This window comes from Streptomyces sp. NPDC058307 (assembly GCF_042880295.1).
GTDB lineage: Bacteria > Actinomycetota > Actinomycetes > Streptomycetales > Streptomycetaceae > Streptomyces.
Genome location: NZ_JBHVYZ010000039.1, coordinates 67,484 through 85,998 on the forward strand (window position 1 = coordinate 67,484; position 18,515 = coordinate 85,998).

Here is an 18,515-nt window from a genome sequence, read left to right on the forward strand (position 1 = left end):
TGATTGTGATGATGCTGGGGGTTGGTGTGGCTGTCGGTCGTGTGGTGAGGTTCGACGGAGTTCGAGGTTATGGGTTCATCGCCCCGGAATCCGGTGGGGAAGACGTCTTTCTGCATGTGAACGACCTTTTGATTCCTGAGTCATATGTGCGCGCGGGGCTCGGGGTCGAATTCGACGTCGAGGAAGGGGACCGGGGCCTCAAGGCGTCGGGTGTCCGGCTTGCTCCCGGAGTGGAGGCGCCCCCGGTGGTGCCGGCCCAGCCGCGTCCGGCTGAGGGGGGCGACGGCATGTGCGATGTGCTCAGCGCGGAGGAGTACACCAGGGAGATGACAGAGGTCCTCCTGGAGTCGGTGCAGTCCCTGACGGCACAGCAGATCCTCCAAGTCCGCAGTGCTCTGGTCCAGTTCGGAAAGAGCCACGGCTGGGTCGAGGGCTGAGCCCGCGCTCTTCTTGGCCGGAACGCCGTCGCCGGATGATTGCACCGACACGGCCGCGGTATGGCCTGATCAGCAATGTCTTATCGGGGCTCGCGTGATCATTTCAGGTGAATCACCGGAGAGGCGAAGTTCCGCTTTGGCCTGGCCAGAGATCCAGGACGCGGTCCGGGTCATATCCTTGCAATGAACTTCTTGGGGCGGCCTTTACTGGCGGCACGATGACAGTTCGAACGCGAGCGACAAGAATAGGACACCTGGTGCTGGTGAGAACGCTGGCGGCAGGGTGTTCGTGGTGTCGCACGCGAGGTAACTGAGCAGTAACTGCGGATGGAATGAAGATCTTGGAACGCCGGCTCGGGTCGCGTGCCGGCGGGTCCAAATCCAGTACGAATCCAATCCGGCGGGGGATGGAATGAGTCTGCTATACGCTGAATCGCGCGAGCATGAAAACAACGGCAAGGTCGCGGATGTTGTGGCAGTTCCGATTGCATTGTTGCTGCCCGGTGAATCTCCGCGCTTGGAAGGGCAGGACAGAGAGCACGTCGCACGGTTGGCCGAGATCGAGACGCCGTTACCGGCGGTCCTGGTCAATCGGGGCACCATGCAGGTCATCGATGGAATGCACCGTATTCTTGCCGCCCTGTCGAGGGGGCAGGAGACGATCGACGTCCAGTTCTTCGACGGCACCGCGGAGGACGCGTTCCTCCGGGCGGTCGAAGCCAATGTGACGCACGGACTACCGCTGTCGCTGGTCGAGCGACGAGCCGCGGCCGCGAGGATCATCGAGTCGCACCCGCACATGTCCGACCGGGCGATCGCGCGGGCCGCAGGACTGGGCGCCAAGGCAGTGGCGGCCGTGCGCCGCCGTTCAATTGACGCGACGCCGCAGTTGAACGCCCGCATCGGCAGGGACGGCAAAGTCCGGCCGCTGAACAGCGTCGAAGGCCGACGCCGGGCAGCCGATGTGCTTGCGGAGCGACCGCAGGCGTCACTGCGCGAGGTGGCACGCCTCGCGGGGATATCGCCGGCGACGGTCAGCGACGTCCGTAGGCGGCTGGTGTCCGGCGAGTCGCCCCTGCCGGCGGCGCTCAGCGCGGCCGAGGACAGCGAGGACGCCGGGCCGTCGCCCGAACACGCCCGCGCCCGCGGCGCCGTCCAGGTGCGACTGGCCCAACTGAACCCCGATTCGGTCCTCGAAAAACTGCTGCGAGATCCGTCCCTGCGGCACAAGCAGGACGGCCGGCAGCTCCTGCGCCTGCTCCAGCAGAATGCAATCGGTATGCGGGCGTGCGTTGAATTGGCTGCGGTGGTTCCGCCGCATTGCGGAGAACTGGTCGTACATCTCGCCCGGCAATATGCCGAGACATGGCGGGGATTCGCGCAGGAACTGGATGAACGTGTGCAGTCCGCAACTCGTGGACCAGTGATCGGCTGAACGTCCGCAGCTGGAGTGTGCAACGCAGAATCTTGTTGGACTGCAGGGCGCCGCGGCATAGTGAATTACATATCCGCTGGCCGTTCTGCAGGAGGTATCTCCATGGCTGTGCGAGAAATCGAGTACGTCGAGTTGTATGCACGGGACAAGCAGGCCATGGCCGACTATTTCGCGTCCTCTCTGGGATTCGCGCGGGTGGCGGATTCCGTGGGCGCGGACAGGAGTTCCGTTCTGCTGCGTCAGGGCGATGTTCAGCTTCTCGTCACCTCGGGTCCAGGCACATGGAAATTTCTGGACCAGCACGGGGACGGGGTCGCTGACATCGCCCTGACTTGTGACGACGTCACCAAGACACGCAATGCCGTGGAGGCGGCGGGCGGTCGGCTGGCGGGAACGATCCAGGGAAATCCGATAGTGCAGGGATTCGGCGGTGTCTCCCATACGCTGCTGCCCGACGGCGGTGGCGACGGTCCGGGGGCGAGGCTGCCGGGCGGCCGCACCTGGGCCGCCTTCCCGGGAGCATCGACCCGTCCGTCCGGCCGGATCCGCCAGCTCGACCACGTCGCCGTCTGCCTGGAGGGCGGCAGCCTTTCGGAGTATGCGGACTACTACGGTGACGCCTTCGGGCTCTCCCGCTACTCGTCCGAATATGTCGACACCGGCGAGCAGGGCATGGATTCGATCGTTGTCCGCAGCGCGTCCGGGCGCATCACCTTCACCCTGGTTGCTCCGGACCCCGCGAAGAGCCCGGGCCAACTCGACGCCTTCCTCGACAGGAACGGCGGTCCGGGCGTCCAGCACCTTGCGTTCCTGGTCGACGACATCATCCCGGCAGTGAGCGAACTCCGGGGCCGCGGTGTGGAGTTCCTGAGCACCCCCTCGACGTACTACGACATGCTCGCCGAGAGGTTCGCCGACATGCGGGAGGAAATCACGGGGCTGCGGGCGGCGCACGTGCTCGCCGATCGCGACGAATGGGGCTACCTTCTGCAGCTGTTCAGCCGGTCCCCGTACGAGCGCAACACGCTCTTCTACGAGCTCATACAGCGCCAGGGCTCCCGCGGATTCGGCAGCGCGAACATCCGGGCGCTGTACGAAGCGGTGGAGCGCGACCGGCTGGCCGCCACGTGAGCGGCGGCGGCTCTCGCGCCGCCCGGGCCGCACTCACCCTTGCCGACTACGCCTCCCTGGCGCGAGCCGGTATGGCGGCCGACATCTGGGACTTCCTGGCCGGGGGTGCCGGCGAGGAGCGGACGCTCCAGGCGAACCTGGCGGCCTTCGACCGGGCCTGGCTGCGGCCGCGCGTTCTCGCCGGTGCCGTCCGGCCGTCCACCGACACCTCGATCCTCGGCCGCACTTGGGCGGCGCCGGTGGCCGTCGCGCCGATGGCCTACCACGGCCTGGCCCACCCGGACGGCGAGGTCGCCACAGCACGGGGCGCGGGGTCGGCCGGTGTCCCGCTCGTGGTGAGCACCTTCGCCGGGCGGGCTTTCGAGGACATCGCCGCGGCCGCCACGTCGCCACTGTGGCTTCAGGTGTACTGCTTCCGGGACCGGTCGGTGACCCGGGATCTGATCGCCCGCGCTGAGTCGGCCGGCTTCGAGGCACTGGTACTGACGGTGGACGCCCCCGTCCTGGGTCGCCGACTGCGCGATCTGCGCAACGACTTCGGGCTGCCCCCGGGGATCAGCCCCGCCAACCTCCCCTTCTCCGACTTCTCCTCTCCCGGCGCTCACGCCCGGGCGGATTTCGATCCCGCCCTCGACTGGTCGGTGGTCGAGTGGCTGCGCTCGGTCAGCTCCTTGCCGATCCTGCTCAAGGGAGTCCTGACCGGCACAGACGCCGAAAGGGCCGTCGAGGCGGGGGTGGACGGGCTCGTCGTGTCCAACCACGGCGGCCGGCAGCTGGACGGCGCGACGGCCAGCCTGCAGGCACTGCCGGAGATCGCGTCGGCTGTGGCGGGCGCCTGCCCAGTGCTCATCGACGGAGGGATCCGCCGTGGGCGGGACGTGCTGGCCTCGCTGGCCCTGGGGGCCGACGCCGTCCTCGTGGGGCGTCCGGTGCTGCACGGGCTGGCCGTGGAGGGGACGGACGGTGTGGCCCGGGTACTGGGCATCCTCATCGGCGAGTTGGCGGACGCCATGACGCTGAGCGGCACCCGCACGGTCGCGGACACGGGACCTGATCTGGTGCATACGGGCGAACGGCTCCCGGCGCCTTCAAAACGCCCCGCGCCGGCCGCGATCCCCGCAGCCGCAGGCCCTTGCGAGGTGCGGAAGGAGGAACTGCACGGCAGTGTCTCCGATCCCGTACTCGACACGATGACCTTCCTCAACGAGATCACCCACCGCTACCCGAAGGCGATCTCCTTCGCTCCCGGCCGCCCGTACGACGGCTTCTTCGAAACCGAGCAGATATTCACCCACATACGCCGCTACCTCGATCACCTGGCCGAGTCCGGAAGCACGCCCGAGCAGATCCGCGACGCGCTCTTCCAGTACGGACCGACCAGCGGCCGGATCCGGGAGCTGATCGCCGACTCGCTGCGCAAGGACGAGGCCATCCAAGTGCCGCCGGAAGCCATCGTGGTCACCGTCGGCTGCCAGGAGGCGATGTTCCTCGCGCTGAGGGCGCTGATCCCCGGACCCGACGACGTCCTGCTCGTCTCCAGCCCCTGCTATGTGGGCATCACGGGTGCCGCCAGGCTGCTCGACATCGAACCGACCGCGGTCGAGGAGCGGGAGGACGGGTTCGACTGCGCCGACCTCGAGGCGGCGATCCGGGCGGAACGGCTGCGTGGGCGCCGTCCCCGTGTGTTCTACACGGTGCCCGACCACGCGAACCCCTCGGGGGCGACCATGCCACTCCAGGCACGCCACGCGCTGCTCGAACTGGCGGCTCGCGAGGACATCCTGATCCTGGAGGACAGCCCCTACCGGCTGGTCAGCCCCGGACGGCAGCTGCCGACGCTCAAGTCCCTCGACACCCGGCGCCGCGTCGTTCACCTCGGCTCATTCTCCAAGTCCCTCTTTCCCGGCGCCCGCGTCGGCTTCGCCGTCGCGGACCAGCAGGTCGTCGACAGGACGGGTGCCACCGGCCTGCTGGCCGACGAACTCACCAAGATCAAGAGCATGGTGACGGTGAACACCTCACCCCTGAGTCAGGCCGCCGTGGCCGGCATGCTGCTCGCGTCCGGGGGACACACCTCCGAACTCAACAAAGAGACGGCGGCGTACTACGGGCGGGCGATGCAGGCCACCCTCGAGCAACTCGAGAAGTGCTTCCCGCCCGAGGACCGAGCGGCCGCATCTGTTCGCTGGAACAAGCCCACCGGCGGCTTCTTCCTGACCCTGAACGTTCCCTTCCGGGCGGACAACGCCGCGCTCATACGCTCGGCGGAGGAGTTCGGCGTCATCTGGACGCCGATGTCCTACTTCTATCCGCAGGGCGGCGGAGAGCACACGCTCCGGCTGTCCGTCAGTTATCTGACCCAGGACGAGATCGCGGAGGGAATCGCGCGGCTCGCGCAGTTCGTCATCTCCGAGTCAGGGCCCCGGCACTGACCACTACGCACCGGAAGGTGGATCGGCATGCTCACAGCAGTGCCCCTTGTCCGCAGTAAGTGCCGTATGTGGGGGTGGACTTTCCGATGACCGTCAGTCTGAGCCCGGTACGCCCCCTGCTGATCGAACCGCCGGTGTCCCCGCGCAGGGACACCCCGAACGTCCCCAGGATCATGGGCGTCGGCACGGCCGTCACCGAGCATTCGTACACCCAGCGAGAACTGCTCGACACATTCCGGATCACCGACCACAGGGTCCGGTCGCTCTTCCTCAACAGCGCGATAGAGCGGCGGTTCCTCTCGCTGCCTCCTCGGGACGAGGACGGCACCTGCGTCCAGGAGACGCAGGGAGAACTGCTCGCCAAACACAAGAAGGTCGCCCTCGACATGGGCGCGCGGGCCGTACGCAGCTGCCTGCGGAACGCCGGGATCGAACTCGCCGACATCGCCTATCTGTGCTGCGTGACCACCACCGGATTCCTCACCCCCGGCCTGAGCGCGCTGCTCATCCGGGAGATGGGCATCGACCCCGGCTGCAGCCGCCTGGACGTCGTGGGCATGGGCTGCAACGCGGGCCTCAACGCCCTCAATCCGGTCGCCGGCTGGGCCGCGGCACACCCGGGGCAGGTCGCGGTCATGCTGTGTGCGGAGGCCTGCTCGGCCGCATACGTCATGGACGCGTCGATGCGCACCGCGGTGGTGAACAGTCTCTTCGGCGACGGTGCCGCCGCCGTCGCGCTGGTGGCCGAAGCACCCGCCGCCACCGACGGGCCGTACGGCCGCGACGGCAGGCCGGCCGTGGCGAGCGGCCCGCGCGTGCTGTCGTTCGCCAGCCACCTCATCACCGACGCGGTCGGCGCCATGCGCTACGACTGGGACGACGCGCAGGGCAAGTTCAGCTTCTACCTCGATCCCGACATCCCGTACGTGGTCGGGGCGCACGCGGAATCGGTCATCGGCCGCCTGCTGGCCGGCACGGGCCTGCGGCGCAGCGACATCAGGCACTGGCTGGTGCATTCCGGCGGCAAGAAGGTCATCGACGCGGTCCGGGTGAACCTGGGCCTCACCCGGCACGACGTGCGCCACACCAGCGCGGTGCTGCGCGACTTCGGCAACCTGTCCAGCGGCTCGTTCCTGTTCTCCTACGAGCGGCTGCTGCAGGAACGGGTCGCCGTCCCCGGCGACTACGGCGTTCTGATGACGATGGGACCCGGCTCGACCATCGAGACGGCGCTGGTCCAATGGTGACGGGGGAGCGGATGAACGACGAGCTGGTCCTGCGGATAGACGGAACCCGCCCCCTGTCGGCCGAGACCGTCGCGGCGGTCGTCGCCGTCTGCGACACGGCCGAGGATCTGGGCGGGCACGGCAGGGTGATCGTGCACGTGTCCGGTGCGCCCCGGGTGCCCGGCGCCGGCGGGCTGACCGTGTCTCTGGTCAGCAAGTGGGAAAGGGCACTGCGCCGGCTGGAACGCCTTCCGTCGAGCACGGTCGCCGTCGCCGAGGGCGACTGCGGAGGTGCCGCCCTGGAGGCGCTGCTGACCACCGACTACCGGATCGCGACCGCCTCCGTACGCCTCATGGTGCCGCTGGCAGCGGGTGCCACCTGGCCGGGCATGGCGCTGTACCGGCTGGCCCGCCAGGCGGCGCGGGCCGCCGCGGTACGCCGGGCGGCGCTCTTCGGCACCCCGATCGAGGCGGAGGAGGCGCTGCAGCTGCACCTCGTCGACGAGTTGACGGACGACACGGCCAACGCCCTGACCACGGCGGCCGAACGGGGCGGCGCGCTGGACGGTCCGGAGCTGGCCATCAGACGACAGCTGCTGATCGAGGCGCCCACCACCAGCTTCGAGGAGGCCCTGGGCGTGCATCTGGCGGCCTGCGACCGGGTGTTGCGCCACACGTCGGCCGGCACGGCGTCATGACCGTACGCATGCCGGTGGAGCTGGAGCGGGCCCGCCTGACGCTCGCCGAGGTCGCCCGGCGCGGCCGCGGCACGGCGGCCACCGAAGCCGCGCGGGCGCTGCGCTCGGCCTTCATGGCCGCCCACACGGATGCCGTCTACGACGAGCTCACCGCAGGCCGTTCCCGTGACCTGCGGCTGGCAGAGCTGGCGCAAGCTGCCTCCACGGCGTTTCCCGGGCTGGTGCCCACCCGCGAGCAGCTCGCCCGCGAACGGGCCCTGCCACAGGCGGACAAGGACGGCCACGAGATCGACCAGGGCATCTTCTTCCGCCACGTGCTGCGGTCACCGTCGGCCGGACCTCATCTGCTCGATGCGATGCTGCGGCCCACTCCCCGGGCCCTGAGCCTGCTGCCCGACTTCCTCGCGACCGGAGACGTCGACCTCGGGTCCGTGCGGCTGGAGCGGCGCGGCGGCGCGGCGCGGCTCACCATGTGCCGCGACGACTGCCTGAACGCCGAGGACGACCGGCAGGTGGACGACATGGAGACCGCGGTCGACCTGGCACTCCTCGACCCGGGCGTGGAGGTCGGACTGCTGCGCGGGGGTGAGATGACCCATCCCCGGTACCGGGGAAAACGGGTGTTCAGCGCAGGCATCAATCTCAAGGCCCTGCACGGCGGCGGCATCTCCCTCGTCGACTTCCTGCTGCGCCGCGAACTCGGCTACATCCACAAGCTCCAGCGGGGAGTGCTCGTCGAGGACGGCGCGAGCTGGCGTACCCCCACGCTCGCAAAACCCTGGGTGGCCGCCGTGGACACGTTCGCCATCGGCGGCGGCGCCCAGCTGCTGCTCGTCTTCGATCAGGTGCTGGCCGCCTCCGACGCCTACTTCAGCCTCCCGGCCGCAGCGGAGGGAATCGTTCCCGGCGCCGCCAACTTCCGGCTCACCCGGCACGCCGGCCCTCGCCTCGCCCGGCAGATCATCCTCGGGGGCCGCCGGATCCGCGCGGACGAGCCGGCCGCCGCGCTGCTCGTCGACGAGGTTCACGAACCGGACAGGCTGGACCGTGCCGTCGAGCGGAGCCTCGAGCGCATGCGGGGGCCGGCGGTGACCGCCAACCGGCACATGCTGAACCTGGCCGAGGAGTCCCCGGACGAGTTCCGCCGCTACCTGGCCGAATTCGCGCTGCAACAGGCCCTGAGGATGTACAGCACGGATGTGCTCGACAAGGTCGGCCGCTTCTCAGCCGAGAAGCGGGTCCAGCCGCGCTGAAACGCGGCGAGAAGAAACCCAAGGAGCCCAGGTGTTGACTGCTGCCCCGGTACCGCCGATACCCGCCCACCAGCTACTGGTCTTCCTGCTCCAGGTCGGCCTGCTGCTGCTCCTGGCCATCCTGCTGGGCCGGGCGGCGACAAGGATCGGACTGCCCGCCATCGTCGGTGAACTGAGCGCGGGCGTCCTCCTCGGCCCGTCACTGTTCGGCTGGCTGGCGCCGAGGGCCACCGGGTGGCTGCTGCCGTCCCGTCCCGACCAGATGCATCTGCTCGACGCGGTCGGCCAGCTCGGCGTACTGCTGCTGGTGGGACTCACCGGCATCGAGATGGACCTGCGCATGCTGCGCCGCCGCCGCGCCACCGCGGTACGGATCAGTCTCGCCGGACTGATCATCCCCTTCCTCGCCGGGGTCGGCCTCGGCTATCCGCTGACCAGGCTGCTGCACACCGGCACAGCCGACGGTGCCGTGTTCGCACTGTTCATGGGCGTCGCAATGTGCGTCAGCGCCATCCCCGTGATCGCGAAGACCCTGATCGACATGAACCTGATCCACCGCAACATCGGTCAGCTGACCCTGGCCGCGGGCAGCATCGACGACGCCATCGGGTGGTTCCTGCTGTCGGTCGTCTCCGCGATGGCCGTCGGCGGACTGACCGCCCACAAGGTGGTGGTGTCGATCGGCGCCCTGCTGCTCGTCGTCCTGGCCGCGGTGGTGGTGGGCCGTCCCCTGGTGCGGCAGGCGCTGCGGCTGAGCGGGGGGTCCGCGACCCACACGGTCGCCGCCGCGGTCGCGATGATCCTCCTCGCCGCCGCCGGCACCCAGGCACTCGGTCTCGAGGCGGTCTTCGGCGCCTTCGTCTGCGGTGCCCTCATCGGGTCCAGCGGAGAGTTCGAGCGCTCGCGCACCGCCTCCCTGCGCACGGTCGTGGTGGCCTTCCTCGCCCCGGTCTTCTTCGCCACCGCCGGGCTGCGGATCGATCTGCGGGCGCTGGCGGAGCCGGCGGTCCTCGCGGCGGCCCTGATCGTCCTCACCGTCGCGATCCTGGGCAAGTTCGCAGGCGCCTACCTCGGCGCCCGGCTGAGCCGGCTCAGCCGGTGGGAAGCGCTGGCCCTGGGCGCCGGAATGAACGCCCGGGGTGTCATCGAGGTCATCGTGGCCACGGTCGGCCTGCGGGTGGGGGTCCTGGACACCGACACGTACACCATCGTCGTCCTGGTCGCCGTGGTGACCTCGGTGATGGCGCCGCCGCTGCTGCGGCTCGCCATGAAGCGGGTCGAGTGCACCGCCGAGGAGGAACTGCGGCTGGCCGCGGGCCTCGAGGCCGGCGCGCGGCACGACGAGGAGCCGCAGCCACGGGCGGGCGAGGCCTCCTCCCGCTACTGAGGGACCTGGGTGACGGGCTCCGCGCCGGAGGCCTGCCGCGCGAACTGGGTGCGGTACAGCTCGGCGTAGAGCCCCTGCCCGGCCAGCAGCTCTTCGTGGGTTCCGCGCTCGGTGATCCGTCCCGCGTCGACCACCAGGATCTGGTCGGCCTCGCGGATGGTGGAGAGCCGATGCGCGATCACCAGCGACGTCCGGTCGGCCAGAGCCGTCTTGAGGGCGCGCTGGACGGCAGCCTCCGACTCGGAGTCGAGATGCGCCGTGGCCTCGTCCAGCACGACGACGGCCGGAGCCTTCAACAGCAGCCTGGCCAGGGCGATCCGCTGCCTTTCACCGCCCGAGAGGCGGTATCCGCGATCTCCTACGACGGTGTCGAGACCGTCGGGCAGGCCGGCGAGCGCATCCCAGATCTGCGCACCCCTGCACGCCTCCTCCAGGTCCCGCTCACTCGCGTCGGGGCGTGCGTAGAGGAGGTTCGTCCGGATCGTGTCGTGGAAGAGGTGCGCGTCCTGAGTGACGACGCCGACGGTCGTCCGCAGGGACTCCAGGGTGACGTCGCGCAGGTCCTGCCCCGCGATCCGCACCTCACCGGAGTTCGGGTCGTAGAGCCGCGACACCAGCTGGGAGATCGTCGTCTTGCCGGCGCCCGAGGGTCCGACCAGTGCGGTGAGCGTGCCGGGTGGAACGGTGAAACTCAGGGACTGCAGCGTCCACGCCTCCTGGGCCCGCTCGGGCATACGGCGCGCGATCGACTCGAGGGAACCGAGGGAGACCTCCTCGGCGGCGGGGTAGCGGAAGCAGACCCGGTCGAACTCGATGGCCGGCGTGGCGTCGCCCACCGCACCCGGACGAGGCAGCGCGGTCGCTCCCGGGCGTTCGGTGATGAGCGGCTCGAGGTCGAGGATCTCGAACACCCTGCTGAAGCTGACCAGTGCCTTGGTGACGTTGACCGACAGGCTCGACAGCTGGTTGACCGGGCCGTACAGGCGCAGCAGGAGGGTGACCATCGCCACCAGGGTGCCGATCTCCAGGGTGCCGTCGATGGCGAGATGGCCGCCCAGGCCGTAGACCGCGGCCGTGGTCAGCGTCGTGAGCAGGGTGGCGATGATGAAGAGCAGCCGTCCCTGGACGGCGGTGGTGACCGAGACGTCCCGCACCTGGCCGGCCCGGGCGGCGAACGCGTCCGCGTCGCTGTCGGGTTGTCCGTAGAGCTTGGTGAGCATGGCCCCGGAGGCATTGAACCGTTCGTTCATCATGGAGCTCATCTCCGCGTTGAGCTGCATGACCTCCCTGGTGAGGTGCTTCAGCCTGCGGCCGACGAACCTCCCCGGAAGGACGATGAACAGGGGGATCGTCACCACCGAGACGACGGCGATCTGCCAGGACAACAGGAACATCGAGGTCAGGACGAAGGCGACGGTCAGGACAGTGGTGAAGGTCTGGGTCAGCACGGTGGTGAGCGCCTGCTGAGCGCCGACGATGTCGGAGTTGAGGCGGCTGATCAGGGCGCCGGTCTGGGCACGGGCGAAGAAGGCCAGCGGCTGCTGCTGGACATGGCCGTAGACCTTGGTGCGCAGGTCGTAGACGAGTCCCTCGCCTATCCGGCCGGAGAACCAGGTCTGGACGTAGACGACGAGTGTGTCGACGAGCGCCAGTGCCGCGATGACCAGGGACAGCGTCACCACCACGGACAGCCGCCGGGGCACGATGCCCTCGTCGATCACCGACTTGAGGATCATCGGGCTCGCCGCCGCGATGGCGGCGTCCACCGCGGTGGTGAGCAGCATCAGGGCCATGGGCCCGCGATACCGGCGGGCGTAGGGGAGGATGCGCCTCAGCGTTCCGCGTTCAACGCGCGGGCGGGTCGGTTTCGTTGCCATGCGCCCAGTCATCGCCATGCTCGTGTCCCTGTCCCTGCCTAGTCGTGTCCCGGTCCGTGCCGTGCCGCCTGCTAGCCCTGGCCCTCGGACGACGAGGCCAGCACCTCCGCTTCCGCGGCCAGGGCCAGCCGGTCGACCTTGCCGTTGGTGAGCCGGGGGAGAGGCCGCCCGGTCACGAAGATGCGATCGGGGACCATGTAGCCGGGCAGCAGGCGACGCAGCGCCACGCGCAGGCCCGCCTCGTCCGTGCCGCCGTCCTCGCTCACGGCGAACGCGAGGATCCGCCGGCCGGCCGCGCCGTCGGGAATCGCCACGACGGCGCACTCCGAGACGGCGGGCAGGGACCCCAACGCGTGGTCGATCTCGACCAGTTCGATCCGGTAGCCCCGGGATTTGATCTGCGTGTCGTTCCTGCCGAGGTAGTCCAGGCAACCTCCGGAGCCGGAACGAACCTGGTCCCCGGTCGCGTACCACTCCTTGCCGTCAGGTGTGGTGACGAAGGGGAGCAGCTTCTCGGCGGAGCCCTTCCAGTAGCCGGTCATCAAGGTGCTGCCGCGCACCAGCAGTTCTCCGGTCCGACCCTCACCGACGGCCTGGAGCCGGTCGTCGACCACGGTGATCTCCACACCGGGCAGCGGCCGCCCGATCGGGATCGCCTCGTGGGCGGGCGGCCGTTCGACGATCTCGTGGTAGGTGCAGACGTTGGTCTCCGTCGGGCCGTAGAGATTGAAGACACGGACCGCCGGATGGGCGTCCATCAGCTTCCCGACGTCGTCCGGGCGCAGGACCTCGCCGGCGAGGGCCGCGATCCGCAATGACGTGAAGGTCCGCAGCAGCGAGTCGCCCCGCTGGACCAGGCGGGAGAGGGCAGACGGCACCGTGTACCAGACGCTGCCGCCGACGCGGGCCACGAAGTCCGCGTAACTCGCGGGGAAACGGGAGTCCTCGCGGCTCATGACCGCGACCGCGGCGCCGGTGAGCGCGGCGCCGAACAGGTCGAGCGTGGACAGGTCGAAGTGCAAGGGCGCCGTGTTGACCAGGACGTCGGCCTCGGTGAGAGCGAGCTCCTCCGCGGCCCAGCAGACGAAGGCGGCGGCGCTGCTGTGCGTGTGAACGACTCCCTTTGGCGAGCCGCTGCTGCCGGATGTGTGCAGGACGTACGAGACGGCGGGATGGCCGCTGGGCCGGGACCGGCTCAACGCGGCGAGCCAGAGCTCGTCCGCAGTGCCCGCGAAAGGCTTGAGCGGCTCCCAGGAAAGGCCCGGTCCCGCCGCTTCCCACTGGCGGCGAGTGGCGGTGTCGGCCAGGACGGCGCTCGGCCGGCCGTTGGCGACGATCCGGTGGTTGCGCGCGAACGGGGCTTCCGGATCCAGCGGAACATACGCCGCGCCCGCCTCGAGAATGCCGTGGACGGCGGTGACGGCCGCCGCGTTCCTCCGGCCGTGCCAGGCGACGCAGTCGCCGGACCGGACCCCCGCCGACAACAGCTGATCCGCCACGTCCCGCGCCGCGGCCGCCAGTTGGGCGTACGTCAGATCGACTGTGTCGTCGATGACGGCCCGGCGGCCGCCCCAGCGATCGGCCGCCGTCCGGAGATGGTCGCGCAGCAGCAACTCCTGGGCCATCAGCGGCCTTTCCCGGCCAGCAGGGCGTGGATCGAGCGGATGCTCCCGAAATTGCGCGCCACGAGCTCCGAGTCGTCGACCCAGATGCCGAGTCGTGCATTCACCGCGGCGACCATCTCCATCAAGGAGAGCGAGTCGACGATGCCCAGCTGGATGATGTCGTCGTCATCGCCGAGATCATCGGGTGGCGTTGCGGAAGCGCAGTCGGTGACGATGGCACGGATCTCACGCAGCAGCTTTTCGTCCAACGCAGTCATCACAGTCCCAATCCCTGGGCGACGATCTTCCTGTTCAGGTCGGAGGTGCCGGAATAGAAGCGGCTTGCCACCGCGTCGTCCAGCAGCAGGCCGGCGCCGGTCTCCGGCAGGAGGGCGTAACCGCCGTAGACATCGACCAGGTTGTTGCAGAACTCGTTGAAGCAGCGGCTGACATGAACCTTCGTCAGGGCCGACCTGGCATGGTCGAGACGGCCGGAATCCGCCTGACGCGCCGTTGCCTGCAGCATTTCCCGGGCACTCACCAGATTGATCTTCATGGTGACCAGGCGGTCCCGGACGGAGTCGAAGTCCGCCAGTCGCTGTCCGAACTGCCGGCGCATTCGGGCGTGTTCGACGGCCGATTGGAGAGCACGCTCCATCAGCCCCAGCGTCGGTGCCAGAATCAAAGCGCGTTCAATTCGCATCGTGTGGGTCAGCACCGCATAGCCGGCTCCCGCCCCGCCGAGGCAGGCGCTGTCCGGGAGTTCGCAGTCGTCGAGTCGCAGCGTGCCCAGTGAAGACCCTTGCAGCCCGGCCTTCTCGAGGGGCGGCCCGACGCTCAGACCGGGGGTCCCGCGCGGAACGAGAAACGAGGTGAGGCCCGCCAGCGGACTTCCCGGCGCGGTCCTGGCCAACACCAGGAAGACGTCGGCGATCGGCCCGTTGGTCACAAAGGACTTGCTGCCGTTCAGCGTCCAGGCACCGTCCGCGGCATGCGTGGCGGCGGTCCGGACGGACAGCACGTCGGAACCGGCCTCGTACTCCGTGCTGGCATGCGCGCCGATCACATCGCCGGTCATCATGCCGGGAAGGAACCGCTGTTGCTGCTCGCTGTCGCCGAATGCGACAAGGGGTTCCTGACAGGCCAGCAGATGCGCGCAGACCGCGAACCACAGCCCCCCGGGCCCACAGCCGGCGGCAGCCGTCTCCAGCGCGGTCGACACCGCTTCGAAGCCGGCACCGGCACCGCCGAGATGTTCCGGAACGGTCAGCGAGAGCAGTCCGGTTGCGGCGACATCCCGCCATTCGACAGTGCCGTCCCGATGCTTTCGAGCCCAGTCGGCCAAAGTGCCGAGCCATTGCGAGAAACCCTCGGCGATGTCCGCCCTCGGGAGCCCATTCACAGGATCTCCTATCGTGCGTGCGAGTAATTGCCGCATATCCTGGCCGAGGGGCGCTGCTGAGAACAGCCGGGAACACTATGACGCAGAAGTCGGCGGCCTATCAACACACGTCGGTCTGCCGGGCGGTGGAGTGTTCAACCGTGTCCCGTCATCAGGTGAACCACCGGGTGTGCGCCGAACTGTCGCCTCTCCACTGGTCAGGCCGTTCACATGTGTTCAACTGCCGCGGCGCACCGGTTGAACGGCCCCTGAATCCGGGGCGTTCGTTGATCGGCCGCCTGCTGCTGGGGCATAGTGCGGCAGAGGATCGTCACTCCCCGGCGTATGTGAAATTTAATTCCGGCGCATGTGAGATACGGCGGACAAGCGCCAACTACCAGTCACAGCTTCAGTCACGATTGGAGTGGGCGCATATGCCCGCAGGTGAGGGTGGACTTCAGGACCTGATGGCAGGACAGCTGGGCGTCTGGCATGCCCAGCAAATGGCCCCGGAGAATCCGGCCTTCAACGCCGCCGAGTACCTTGAAATCCACGGCGATCTGGACGTGGAACTCTTCGTCGGGGCGCTGCGTCATTCCCTCGACGAAGCGGACTCCTATCGTCTGCGCTTTCACATGGACGGCGAGACGCCTCGGCAGTATGTGAGCGAATCCCGCGACTACCCGATCCACGTCCTCGACGTCAGCGGTGAACCGGAACCGCGAGCAGCGGCCGAGGACTGGATGCGCGCGGACCTGACCGGACCGGTCGACCTCATGGACGGGCCGCTGTTCGCCTTCGCCGTGTTCACGCTCGGAGCCGGTCACTTCATCTGGTACCACCGCGTCCACCACATCGCGGCGGACGGCCACAGCCTGTCGGTGATGGCCGCCCGCGTCGCCCGGATCTACACCGCGCTACGGGTGGGACAGGCCCCCGGGAACACCGCCATGGAACCGGTGTCCACCCTGATCGAGGCCGACCGCGCCTACCGGACGTCACCGGCCTTCGAACGCGACCGCGCATTCTGGCTCGACACACTCTCGGGACTCTCGGACGGCGAAGGACCCCGGGCAGGCGGGAGCCGTCGGCCGCTTCGTGTGCCGCAGCGAACCGCGGCGGACATCGGCCCTGAAGCGACCGCCGACCTCCGAGCGGACGTCCGGCGGCTGGGGACAAGTCTGGCCGTCCTCTCGATCGCCGCCGGTGCGCTCCACCACCACCGCGCAACCGGCGAGCGGGAGGTCGTCGTCGGGGTCCCGGTGCGCGCCAGGGCCGGGGAGCGCGAGCTCGCGACACCCGGCATGATGAGCAACAACGTGCCCGTACGGCTCGGTCTCGCCCCCGGGACGAGCGTCGCGGAACTCCTTCGGCAGACCTCCGCAGCCGTCCGTGAGGCGCTGCGCCACCAGCGCTACCGCTACGAGGACATCCTCCGGGATCTGAAGCTCCTCGACCGTGGACCGCTCTGCGATCTGTTCGTCAATCTCATGAGCTTCGACTACTCGATGCCGTTCGGCGACTGCGTGGCCACCGCCCACAACCTCGCCAACGGTCCAGTCGACGGCGTGCGCATCGACATCTTCGACCGCTCGGCCGACACCGGCCTTCGGATAGACGTGGTGACGAATCCGGCAGAGCAGACCGAGCCGACGACCGGAGTCACACCGGGAGCCGAGATCTCCCGGCGCTTCCTGCGGACCCTCAACTGGCTGGCGGCGGCCGCCCCGACAGACACGATCGGCCGGGCCGACCTCCTCGACGACGCCGAGCGCCGCAGGGTCCTGGTCGAGTGGAACGACACCGGGCTCGAGGTGGCACCCGCCACGGTGCCCGAACTCTTCGAGGCGCAGGCGGCCCGCACACCCGACGCGGTCGCGGTGGCCGACGACGACGTCGAGATGTCGTACGCCCAACTCGACGCCCGCGCCGACCGGTTGGCGCGGCTGCTCGTGCGCCGCGGCGTGGGACCCGAGTCGGTGGTCGGCGTACTGATGGAGCGGGGCGTCGATCTGGTGGTGGCGCTGCTCGCGGTGTGGAAGACGGGGGCGGCATATCTGCCCATCGACCCGGACTACCTCGCGGAACGGGTGGCCTTCACGCTCCAGGACGCGGGCGCGGTGTGCGTGGTGACGTCGATGGACTGCGCCTCTCGGGTTCCAACCCAGTGTGCGCTGCTGATCGCCGATGAGCCTTCCGTGGAGGCCGAGTTGGTGGTTGCGGATGTCGGCGTATCAGCCGGAGCAGAACGCAGGAGCGCTGCGCTGCCGGAGCACGCGGCATACGTGATCTACACCTCGGGGTCCACCGGGACACCCAAGGGCGTGGTGGTCTCGCACGCGGCCGCGGTGAACCTGGTGGCCGCGCAGAGGGAGCGCCTCGGGGTGGCCGAAGACAGCCGGATGCTGCAGTTCTCGTCGATCGGCTTCGACGCGGCCACGTTCGAGCTGCTGGTGCTGTGCTCGGGCGGACGCCTGGTGGTGGCGCCCGCGGCCCGGCTGCTGCCGGGTGCGGGGCTGGCGGAGGTCGTGGCCCGCCATGGAGTGACGCACGCGACGCTGCCGCCGGCCGTGCTGGAGGTGCTGGAACCGGAGGATCTCGCCCCGGTGACGACGCTCGTGTCCGTGGGCGAGGCCATGGGCGCGGAGCTGGTGGCCAGGTGGGCGCCGGGACGGCGGTTCATCAACGGCTACGGGCCGACCGAGAACACCGTCGCCTCCACGGCGACCCGTCCGCTGCAGCCCGGCGACGAGCCGCACATCGGCCGACCCATGGTCAACGTGCGCGCCTATGTGCTCGATGACGCCTTGATGCCGGTGGCGCCTGGTGCGGTGGGCGAGTTGTACGTCGCGGGCGCGGGGCTGGCCCGCGGATACCTCGGCCGCCCGGGGCTGAGCGCGCGGCGGTTCGTGGCGGACCCGTTCGCCGCGGACGGGTCGCGGATGTACCAGACTGGCGACCGTGCCAGGTGGACCGAGGACGGTCAGCTGGTCTATGTCGGCCGTGCGGACGAGCAGGTGAAGGTACGCGGCTTCCGTATCGAGCCGGGCGAGATACGGGCGGCACTGTTGGCCCACCCGCAGGTGGCGCAGGCCGCGGTGGTCGTACGGGAGGACGCGCCCGGTGACCGGCGTCTGATCGCCTACGCGGTCCCGGTCGCCGGCAGCGAACCGCTCACGCAGGTCAGGGAGTTCCTCGGAGAACGGCTCCCCGCGTACATGGTCCCGACCGCTGTGGTGGTCCTGGATGCGCTGCCGCTGACCGTCAACGGAAAACTGGACCGCGAGGCGCTGCCCGCACCGGACTACGAGTCGGGCGCGGGCGCGGGTCGCGCTCCCGCGACGGCACAGGAGGAGATCCTGCGCGCAGCCTTCGCCGAAGTCCTGGGCGTACCGGGCCTCGGCGTCGAGGACGACTTCTTCGCCCTGGGTGGACATTCGCTGCTGGCGACGCGCCTGGTGAGCCGGATACGCACCCTGCTGGGCCTCGAGATCCAGATCGCGGACGTCTTCGAGGCACCGACCGTGGCCGGCCTTGCGGCCCGGCTGACCGACGCGGGCGACGCCAAGCCGGCGCTGGTGGTCGGGGAGCGGCCCGAACGGGTGCCGTTGTCGTTCGGGCAGCAGCGGTTGTGGTTCCTGGGCCAGCTCGAGG

13 protein-coding genes are annotated in these 18,515 nt (G+C 69.3%); 9 read left to right on the forward strand and 4 right to left on the reverse strand.

The genetic code is table 11. The features are described from left to right. Positions 1-8 precede the first annotated feature (8 nt). The 8 genes from ACFVYN_RS26090 (at position 9) to ACFVYN_RS26125 (ending at position 9,999) form a co-directional block, all read left to right on the forward strand. The gene (locus ACFVYN_RS26090; protein WP_390002364.1) at positions 9-437 is read left to right on the forward strand and encodes a cold shock domain-containing protein; all 429 of its coding nucleotides are present in this window, start codon (positions 9-11) and stop codon (positions 435-437) included. Positions 438-849: 412 nt separating this feature from the next. Next, complete coding sequence (locus ACFVYN_RS26095; protein ID WP_390002330.1) at positions 850-1,872, forward strand: transcriptional regulator; 1,023 nt, start codon at positions 850-852, stop codon at positions 1,870-1,872. A 60-nt stretch (positions 1,873-1,932) separates the two neighbouring features. After that, complete coding sequence (gene hppD / locus ACFVYN_RS26100) at positions 1,933-3,003, forward strand: 4-hydroxyphenylpyruvate dioxygenase (RefSeq protein ID WP_390002331.1); 1,071 nt, start codon at positions 1,933-1,935, stop codon at positions 3,001-3,003. A 71-nt stretch (positions 3,004-3,074) separates the two neighbouring features. After that, on the forward strand, positions 3,075-5,435 hold the full coding sequence (locus ACFVYN_RS26105; RefSeq protein WP_390002366.1) for an aminotransferase class I/II-fold pyridoxal phosphate-dependent enzyme: 2,361 nt from the start codon (positions 3,075-3,077) through the stop codon (positions 5,433-5,435). Between the two features lie 86 nt (positions 5,436-5,521). Beyond that, entirely contained in the window at positions 5,522-6,682 is a 1,161-nt protein-coding gene (gene dpgA, locus ACFVYN_RS26110; RefSeq protein ID WP_390002333.1) for a 3,5-dihydroxyphenylacetyl-CoA synthase DpgA, read from the forward strand. A gap of 11 nt (positions 6,683-6,693) precedes the next feature. Then, on the forward strand, positions 6,694-7,359 hold the full coding sequence (gene dpgB / locus ACFVYN_RS26115) for an enoyl-CoA-hydratase DpgB (protein WP_390002335.1): 666 nt from the start codon (positions 6,694-6,696) through the stop codon (positions 7,357-7,359). Beyond that, positions 7,356-8,612 (forward strand): (3,5-dihydroxyphenyl)acetyl-CoA 1,2-dioxygenase DpgC, encoded by a 1,257-nt coding sequence (gene dpgC / locus ACFVYN_RS26120; RefSeq protein WP_390002337.1) that lies wholly within the window; start codon positions 7,356-7,358, stop codon positions 8,610-8,612. Before dpgB ends, dpgC begins: the two co-directional genes overlap by 4 nt. Positions 8,613-8,643: 31 nt before the next feature. Beyond that, entirely contained in the window at positions 8,644-9,999 is a 1,356-nt protein-coding gene (locus ACFVYN_RS26125) for a cation:proton antiporter (protein ID WP_390002339.1), read from the forward strand. On the opposite strand, the gene ACFVYN_RS26130 is transcribed toward ACFVYN_RS26125, so the two are convergent. From ACFVYN_RS26130 to ACFVYN_RS26145, 4 genes are all read right to left on the reverse strand, one after another. Then, positions 9,993-11,792 (reverse strand): ABC transporter ATP-binding protein, encoded by a 1,800-nt coding sequence (locus ACFVYN_RS26130; RefSeq protein WP_390002341.1) that lies wholly within the window; start codon positions 11,790-11,792, stop codon positions 9,993-9,995. The two genes, ACFVYN_RS26125 and ACFVYN_RS26130, sit on opposite strands and share 7 nt — an antisense overlap. 155 nt (positions 11,793-11,947) lie before the next feature. Next, positions 11,948-13,501, reverse strand: a complete 1,554-nt coding sequence (locus ACFVYN_RS26135; protein ID WP_390002342.1) for an amino acid adenylation domain-containing protein — start codon at positions 13,499-13,501, stop codon at positions 11,948-11,950. After that, positions 13,501-13,758 carry a phosphopantetheine-binding protein gene (locus ACFVYN_RS26140; RefSeq protein ID WP_390002344.1) on the reverse strand — a complete coding sequence of 86 codons (258 nt, stop codon included), beginning with the start codon at positions 13,756-13,758 and terminating at the stop codon, positions 13,501-13,503. The genes ACFVYN_RS26135 and ACFVYN_RS26140 overlap by 1 nt, the downstream gene beginning before the upstream one ends. After that, on the reverse strand, positions 13,758-14,882 hold the full coding sequence (locus ACFVYN_RS26145; RefSeq protein WP_390002346.1) for an acyl-CoA dehydrogenase family protein: 1,125 nt from the start codon (positions 14,880-14,882) through the stop codon (positions 13,758-13,760). Before ACFVYN_RS26145 ends, ACFVYN_RS26140 begins: the two co-directional genes overlap by 1 nt. Positions 14,883-15,295: 413 nt before the next feature. Here ACFVYN_RS26145 and ACFVYN_RS26150 point away from each other — a divergent pair. Further along, positions 15,296-18,515 (forward strand): amino acid adenylation domain-containing protein (locus ACFVYN_RS26150; RefSeq protein WP_390002348.1); only part of this gene is annotated, 3,220 nt, incomplete at its 3' end.